Consider the following 6,832-nt stretch of genomic DNA (forward strand, 5'->3'; position numbering starts at 1 on the left):
ACGTCCCGTTCGTTGGGATCGATTCTGACGATCCGGCAAGATCAGGTCAATTGCCGGTGGCCGCTGTGAAATCCCGCGCGTTTGGACTATCGTCGTGCCATGAGCTTGATCCGTCGCATTGTTTTGTCCCGCCGGGCTGTCCTGACGGTCGCCGTCGGCATTCTGACTGCACCGCTGGCTGCACCGGCTGTGGGTGCCGAGGGCTTGTATCCGAGCCGCCCGGTGCGGATCGTGCTGCCGTTCGCCGCCGGCGGCGTCGCCGACATCACCGCCAGGCTGATCGCCGATCGGCTCGGCACCAAGCTCGGCCAGCGGTTCTACGTCGAGAACCAGCCGGGCGCGGGCGGGATCGCCGCGGCACGCACGGTGATCTCGGCGCCGCCGGACGGCACGACGCTGGCGCTGCTGTCGAACGGCACGGCGATCAGCGTGTCGCTGTTCAAGAAGCTGCCGTTCGACCCGAACAAGGATTTCGTGCCGATTTCCACGCTGGGAACGTTTGATTTCCTGTTCGCCGTCCGCGCCGATTCAAAATTCAAGACGCTGGACGAGTTCATCAAGGCGGCGAAGCAGAAACCTGGCGCGCTCAATGTCGGCATCATCAACGCCGGCAGCACGCAAAATCTCGCCGCCGAGCTGTTCAAGACCGCAGCCGGTGCAGATTTCATGATCGTGCCGTATCGCGGAACTCCCGACGTGATGGTGTCGCTGCTGCAAGGCTCTGTCGACCTGACGATCGACAGCTATTCGGCACTCAAGGGCAACCTCGCCGACGGCAAGATCCGGGCGCTGGCGGCGACCGGACCGCTGCGCTCCAAGATCACGCCCGACATCGCAACGTTGCGTGAAAGCGGCATCGAGGCCAGCATCGAATCCTGGAACGGGCTGTTCGCGCCGGCCGGAACGCCGCCTGCAGTGATCAGCGCCTTGAATACCGCGCTCCAGGAAATCCTGGCCGAGCCGGCCCTGAAGAAGAAGCTGCTCGAGCTCGGCATCGACGCCAAGCCCTCGACGCCGGAGCAGCTCGCGGCACGGCTGCGCACCGATATCGACAAATGGCGCGTGGTGATCGAGCAGTCGGGGATCGAACGGCAATAGCGGCGGGGCCCGCAATCAGGCGATGAACCTCAAGCAGCTCGAATATTTCATGCACGTCGCGGAGCTGGGCTCGTTCAGCAAGGCCGCGATGGTGCTGGACGTCGCCCAGCCGGCGCTGAGCAGGCAGGTGCGCGGGCTGGAGACCGAGCTGCGCCAGCAACTGTTCTTGCGCAACGGCCGCGGCGTGGCGCTGACCGAAGCCGGGCGCAGGCTGTTCGACCATTCGGTCGCGATCATGCAGATGGTCGCCCACGCGCGCGAAGACCTTGGCGCCAGCCGCGACGCGCCGGTCGGCCGCGTCACCATCGGTCTGCCGCCGTCGATCGCCCGCCAACTCACGTTGCCCCTGATCGAGCATTTCAAACGCGCGCTGCCGGCGGCCCGGCTGGCGATCGTCGAGGGACTGTCGTCGCACATCATCGAATGGGTCACCACCGGCCGCGCCGATGTCGGTCTGGTCTACAATCCGGACGCCCAATCCGGCATCGAGATCACGCCCCTGCTGCAGGAACCGCTCGGGCTGGTCAGCTACGCGCCGGCCGGCAAGCGCCGCATTGCCGCGGCACCGCTTCCGTTCAAGGATCTGTCGAAATATCCGCTGATCGTCCCCGAACGGGTGCACGCGATGCGCCGGCTGCTGGAGAACGAGGCGGCGCTCGCAGGGGTCAAGCTCGACATAGCCTGGGAGGTGTCGAGCGTACCGTCGATCATCGAGCTGGTGTGCGCCGGGCACGGACACGCGGTGCTGACACGGAGCGGCGTCGCGGCCTCGCCGCGCGCGGCCGAACTGGTGATGCGTCCGCTGGTCGATCCGGCACCGGCAAGCGCGCTGTGCCTGGTGGTATCGGCGACGCGGCGGCCGACTCCGCTCGCGCAGCACGCCATGCGGGTGCTGACCGATCTGGTGCGGGCGCTGCCGACCTGATTTCGGCTCACGGTTTTCGGCGCGGACGCTTGCCATGCCGGAAGCCGATAGCTGTTATAGACCACCCGCCGTGGCGCCGGTCAGGCCGCCCGGCCAAAATAGCAACAACAATCCGGAAGGAAACGAATGCAAACCGCCATTCCCTGCCTGTTCATGCGCGGCGGGACCTCACGCGGCCCCTTCTTCAATGCAGCCGACCTGCCGAACGACATCGCCTCCCGCGACAAGGTGCTGCTCGCGGTGATGGGCTCGCCCGATCGCCGTCAGATCGACGGGCTCGGCGGCGCCCATCCGCTCACCAGCAAGGTCGGCATCGTTTCCAAAGGATCGAAGCCCGGCGTCGATCTCGATTTCCTTTTCGCACAGTTGCAGCCGGACAAAGACACGGTCGATACCACGCCGAACTGCGGCAACATGCTGGCCGCCGTCGTCCCATTCGCGCTCGAAACCGGCATGATCAAGCCGCAGGGAGACACCACCACGCTGCGGGTGCTGACGCTGAACACCGACATGCAGTGCGACATCACGGTGCAGACCCCGGACGGCCACGTCTCCTACGACGGTGATGCGCGGATCGACGGCGCGCCGGGCACCTCGGCGCCGATCAAGATCAACTTTCTCGATACCGCGGGCTCGGTCGCGCCGAGCTTGCTGCCGACCGGCAATGTCCGCGACGTCATCGACGGCGTCGAAGTGACCTGCATCGACAACGGCATGCCGCTGGTGATGTTTCGGGCCGAAGCGGTGGGCCGCACCGGCTATGAGGGCGTCGCCCAGCTCAACGCCGACACCGATCTCAAGGCGCGGCTGGAGAAGCTGCGGATCGCCTGCGGCCACGCGATGCAGCTCGGCGACGTCACGTCCAAGAACTATCCGAAGATGACGCTGATTTCGGCGCCGCGCGCCGGCGGCAGCATCTCGACCCGCAGCTTCATCCCGCACGTCTGCCACGACGCGATCGGCGTGCTCGCCGCCGTGACGGTGGCGACCGCCTGCGTGCTGAAAGGCAGCGTCACCGAAGGCATCGCGCAGGTACCCGACGGCAGCGTCAAGCAGATCTCGGTCGAGCATCCGACCGGCGAGTTCTCGGTCGAGATCGAGGTCGATCCGGACAATCCGCAAAACGTCACCCGCGCCGCCCTGCTGCGCACCGCACGTCTGATCATGCGCGGCGAAGCGATGGTGCCGGGCTCGGTGTGGGGCGGGACGCAGACCAGCGACGCAGCGCTGCGGCGCGCGGGGGGAAACCACGACGAAACTGGAACGCGTATCGATGCTCGCTGAGTTAGCGAGCGGGGCATAAACAACAGGCGTCATGCGCGGGCTTGACCCGCGCATCCATCTTCAGAAGAGCGATGGATTGCCGGGTCAAGCCCGGCAATGACGAAGAACAAGCAGTTAGGACACCCGATGATCATCGACATTCACGGCCACTACACCACCGCGCCGAAGGCGCTGGAGGATTGGCGCAACCGGCAGATCGCCGGCATCAAGGATCCGTCCGTGATGCCGAAAGTATCGGAGCTGAAGATTTCGGACGACGAGCTGCGCGCCTCGATCATAGACAACCAGCTCAAGAAGATGCAGGAGCGCGGCAGCGACCTGACGGTGTTCAGCCCGCGCGCCTCGTTCATGGCGCACCACATCGGCGACTTCAACGTGTCGTCGACCTGGGCGGCGATCTGCAACGAGCTGTGCTACCGCGTCTCGCAGTTGTTCCCGGACAATTTCATCGGCGCCGCGATGCTGCCGCAGTCGCCCGGCGTCGATCCGAAAACCTGCATCCCTGAGCTGGAGAAGTGCGTCAAGGACTACGGCTTCGTCGCCATCAACCTCAATCCCGATCCGTCGGGCGGCCACTGGACCTCGCCGCCGCTGACCGACCGGGTCTGGTATCCGATCTACGAGAAGATGGTCGAGCTGCAGATCCCGGCGATGATCCATGTCTCGACCAGTTGCAACGCCTGCTTCCACACCACCGGCGCGCATTATCTCAACGCCGACACCACCGCGTTCATGCAGTGCGTCGCCGGCGATCTGTTCAAGGATTTCCCGGACCTGAAATTCGTGATCCCGCATGGCGGCGGCGCGGTGCCGTATCACTGGGGCCGGTTCCGCGGTCTGGCGCAGGAGATGAAGAAGCCGCTGCTCGAGGACCATGTCCTCAACAACATCTTCTTCGACACCTGCGTGTACCACCAGCCGGGTATCGACCTGCTCAACACAGTGATTCCGGTCGAAAACGTGTTGTTCGCCTCGGAGATGATCGGCGCGGTGCGCGGCATCGATCCCAAAACCGGCTTCTACTACGACGACACCAAGCGCTACATCGAGGCGTCGACGATCCTGACGCCGGAAGAGAAGCAGCAGATCTACGAAGGCAACGCCCGCCGCGTCTATCCGCGACTCGATGCCGCGCTCAAGGCGAAGGGTAAATAACAATGACCGTGCGGATGAACGATCTCGGCATCGTCAAGCGCAACATCGCTCGCGCCGACAAGGCTGCGGTCGAAAAACTGTCGCGGTTCGGCGTCGCCACCGTGCACGAGGCGATGGGCCGCGTCGGCCTGATGGCGCCGTATATGCGGCCGATCTATCCCGGCGCGCATATCTGCGGCACATCTTGGTCGCCGAGGCGACGCCGAGTTGGTCGCTCGCCGGCGTGGCGGCGAAGCCGAGCGCGCCCAGCAGCGGCGCCCGTTCGGCCGCATGCGCGCCGCCGAGCAGCCGCGGCACCGCGTTCTCACCGAGATGAAATTTTCTGTGTGGTCGAAGGCGATCCACGCCAAGGGCACCGTCAAGGCGACGCTCGGCTCGGTCAACATCCCGGTGGTCGCCGCCGGCGCGCATATCACGCCCGGCGACGTGGTGATTGCCGATGACGACGGCGTCGTGGTGGTGCCCGCCGCGGTGGCGCAAATGGCGGCGGACGCCGCCGAAGCCCGCGAGGCCAACGAGGCCGACAAGCGCGCCAAGCTGGCGTCGGGCGTGCTCGGCCTCGACATGTACAAAATGCGCGAACCGCTGGAACAAGCCGGCCTGAAGTACATCGACTGATGAGCATCGATCCGAAACAGTGGCGCATCGGGATCGTCGGCTATGGCGAGGTCGGCAAGATTCTCGCCGAGGATCTGCGCGCCCAGGGCGTCAAGGTCGCGGCCTATGACGTCAAGCTCGCCGACGACCGCGGCGGGCCGCTGCGCGAGCATGCCAGCCGCCACGGCGTGACGCTGACGACGTCGCACGCCGATCTGGCGGCGCGCACCGACTTCCTGATCTCCGCCGTGACGGCGAGCCAAACGGTGGCGGTCGCTGAAGCCTGCGCGGCGGCGCTCAATCAAGGCACCTGGTTTCTCGACTTCAACTCGGCGTCGCCCGGCGCCAAGCAGCGCGCAGCGGCGCTGATCGACGGCGAACAGGGCCGCTATGTCGAAGGCGCAGTGATGACCTCGGTGCCGCCCTACCGGATCAAGGTGCCGCTGCTGCTCGGCGGCGCGCATGCGGCCGAACTGGCGCCGCTGCTGGGCGCGCTCGGCTTCGCCGCCACGCCGGCGAGCGACCAACTCGGCGTCGCCTCGGCGACCAAGATGTGCCGCAGCATCATGATCAAGGGGCTGGAGGCCATGGTGATCGAGAGCTTCACCACCGCCCGTGCCTACGGCGTCGAGGACGCGGTGATCGCTTCGCTTGCCGAGACGTTTCCGCAGATCGATTGGGAGAAGCAGGGCGCCTACTTCTTCCAGCGCGTCATCGAACACGGCCGCCGCCGCGCCGAGGAAGTCCGTGAAGTCGCCGAAACCGTGCGCGAGGCCGGCCTGACGCCGTGGTCGGCGCAGGGCACCGCAGAGCGGCAGGCCTGGGTGGCGGATCTGGCGGATGAAGGTCTGTTTGGTGCGCGCGGGGATAAGGCGTTCGCGCGAAGTAGCGACTGGCGGATCGAGGCTGATCGGATTCTGGCGAAGGCGAAGAACGCGACGAAGACGTAATTCCGCAGGATTTGCGGCGAAGCGGTCTTACTAATTAACCGAAGCGCTCGTGGTCCCCCTCCCCCTTGCGGGGAGGGTCGGCCGAGCGAAGCGGAGGCCGGGGTGGGGGTCCACGAGTCGCAGTGCTCGTGGACCCCCACCCCCGACCCCTCCCCGCAAGGGGGAGGGGAGATGAGAGGCCGAGGCTGAACACACAATGACTTCAACGAGCGCTCACTTGAATAGCGCTGACTCGAACCGACGCTTATTGAGACGAGTAACGGAATGAAATTCGAAAAGACCCCGGGATGGCTGGACTGGTACCAAGGCCCCTCGAAGCCGACCTTCAAGGTGCCGGCGGGCGCAGTGGACGCGCATTGCCATGTGTTCGGGCCGGGCGACGAGTTTCCGTTCGCGCCGGAGCGCAAATACACGCCGTGCGATGCGTCGAAGCAACAACTCTATGCGCTGCGCGACCATCTTGGCTTTTCCCGCAACGTCGTGGTGCAGGCGACCTGCCACGGCGCCGATAACCGGGCGATGGTCGACGCGTTGATCCATTCGAACGGCAAGGCCCGCGGTGTCGCGACGGTTCGCCGCAGCGCCACCGACGACGAATTGAAATCGATGCATGATGCTGGCGTGCGCGGCGTGCGCTTCAACTTCGTGAAAAGGCTGGTCGACTTCACCCCGAAGGACGAACTGATCGAGATCGCCGAGCGGATCAAGCAGTTCGGCTGGCATGTCGTGATCTATTTCGAGGCGGTCGACCTGCCGGAACTGTGGGACTTCTTCACCGCGCTGCCGACCACCGTGGTGGTCGACCACATGGGCCGGCCCGACG

At 65.6% G+C, this 6,832-nt stretch carries 6 protein-coding genes and 1 pseudogene; all 7 read left to right on the forward strand.

Translation table 11 applies throughout. The features are described 5' to 3' along the window. Positions 1 to 99 precede the first annotated feature (99 nt). Positions 100 to 1,098, forward strand: a complete 999-nt coding sequence (locus DU475_RS14140) for a Bug family tripartite tricarboxylate transporter substrate binding protein (RefSeq protein WP_164632479.1) — start codon at positions 100 to 102, stop codon at positions 1,096 to 1,098. A 22-nt stretch (positions 1,099 to 1,120) separates the two neighbouring features. Further along, on the forward strand, positions 1,121 to 2,023 hold the full coding sequence (locus DU475_RS14145) for a LysR family transcriptional regulator (RefSeq protein WP_047307061.1): 903 nt from the start codon (positions 1,121 to 1,123) through the stop codon (positions 2,021 to 2,023). A gap of 126 nt (positions 2,024 to 2,149) precedes the next feature. After that, positions 2,150 to 3,307 (forward strand): 4-oxalomesaconate tautomerase, encoded by a 1,158-nt coding sequence (locus tag DU475_RS14150; protein WP_164632480.1) that lies wholly within the window; start codon positions 2,150 to 2,152, stop codon positions 3,305 to 3,307. Between the two features lie 126 nt (positions 3,308 to 3,433). Then, the gene (locus DU475_RS14155) at positions 3,434 to 4,462 is read left to right on the forward strand and encodes an amidohydrolase family protein (protein WP_164632481.1); all 1,029 of its coding nucleotides are present in this window, start codon (positions 3,434 to 3,436) and stop codon (positions 4,460 to 4,462) included. A gap of 2 nt (positions 4,463 to 4,464) precedes the next feature. Next, positions 4,465 to 5,080, forward strand: a pseudogene (locus tag DU475_RS24590) (RraA family protein). Next, positions 5,080 to 6,009: a DUF1932 domain-containing protein gene (locus DU475_RS14165; protein ID WP_164632482.1), complete on the forward strand. Its 930-nt coding sequence runs from the start codon at positions 5,080 to 5,082 to the stop codon at positions 6,007 to 6,009. Before DU475_RS24590 ends, DU475_RS14165 begins: the two are co-directional and overlap by 1 nt. A 264-nt stretch (positions 6,010 to 6,273) precedes the next feature. Next, on the forward strand, positions 6,274 to 6,832 hold a 559-nt coding region (locus DU475_RS14170), incomplete at its 3' end, for an amidohydrolase family protein (RefSeq protein ID WP_164632483.1).

The organism is Rhodopseudomonas sp. WA056, assembly GCF_010906995.1.
Taxonomy (GTDB): Bacteria; Pseudomonadota; Alphaproteobacteria; order Rhizobiales; family Xanthobacteraceae; genus Rhodopseudomonas; species Rhodopseudomonas palustris_G.

Bases quoted from the DNA above. Each gene is read 5' to 3' on its own strand.
- DU475_RS14140 (WP_164632479.1), top strand. From the start codon at position 100: ATGAGCTTGATCCGTCGCATTGTTTTGTCCCGCCGGGCTGTCCTGACG.
- DU475_RS14145 (WP_047307061.1), top strand. From the start codon at position 1,121: ATGAACCTCAAGCAGCTCGAATATTTCATGCACGTCGCGGAGCTGGGC.
- DU475_RS14155 (WP_164632481.1), top strand. From the start codon at position 3,434: ATGATCATCGACATTCACGGCCACTACACCACCGCGCCGAAGGCGCTG.
- DU475_RS14150 (WP_164632480.1), top strand. From the start codon at position 2,150: ATGCAAACCGCCATTCCCTGCCTGTTCATGCGCGGCGGGACCTCACGC.
- DU475_RS14165 (WP_164632482.1), top strand. From the start codon at position 5,080: ATGAGCATCGATCCGAAACAGTGGCGCATCGGGATCGTCGGCTATGGC.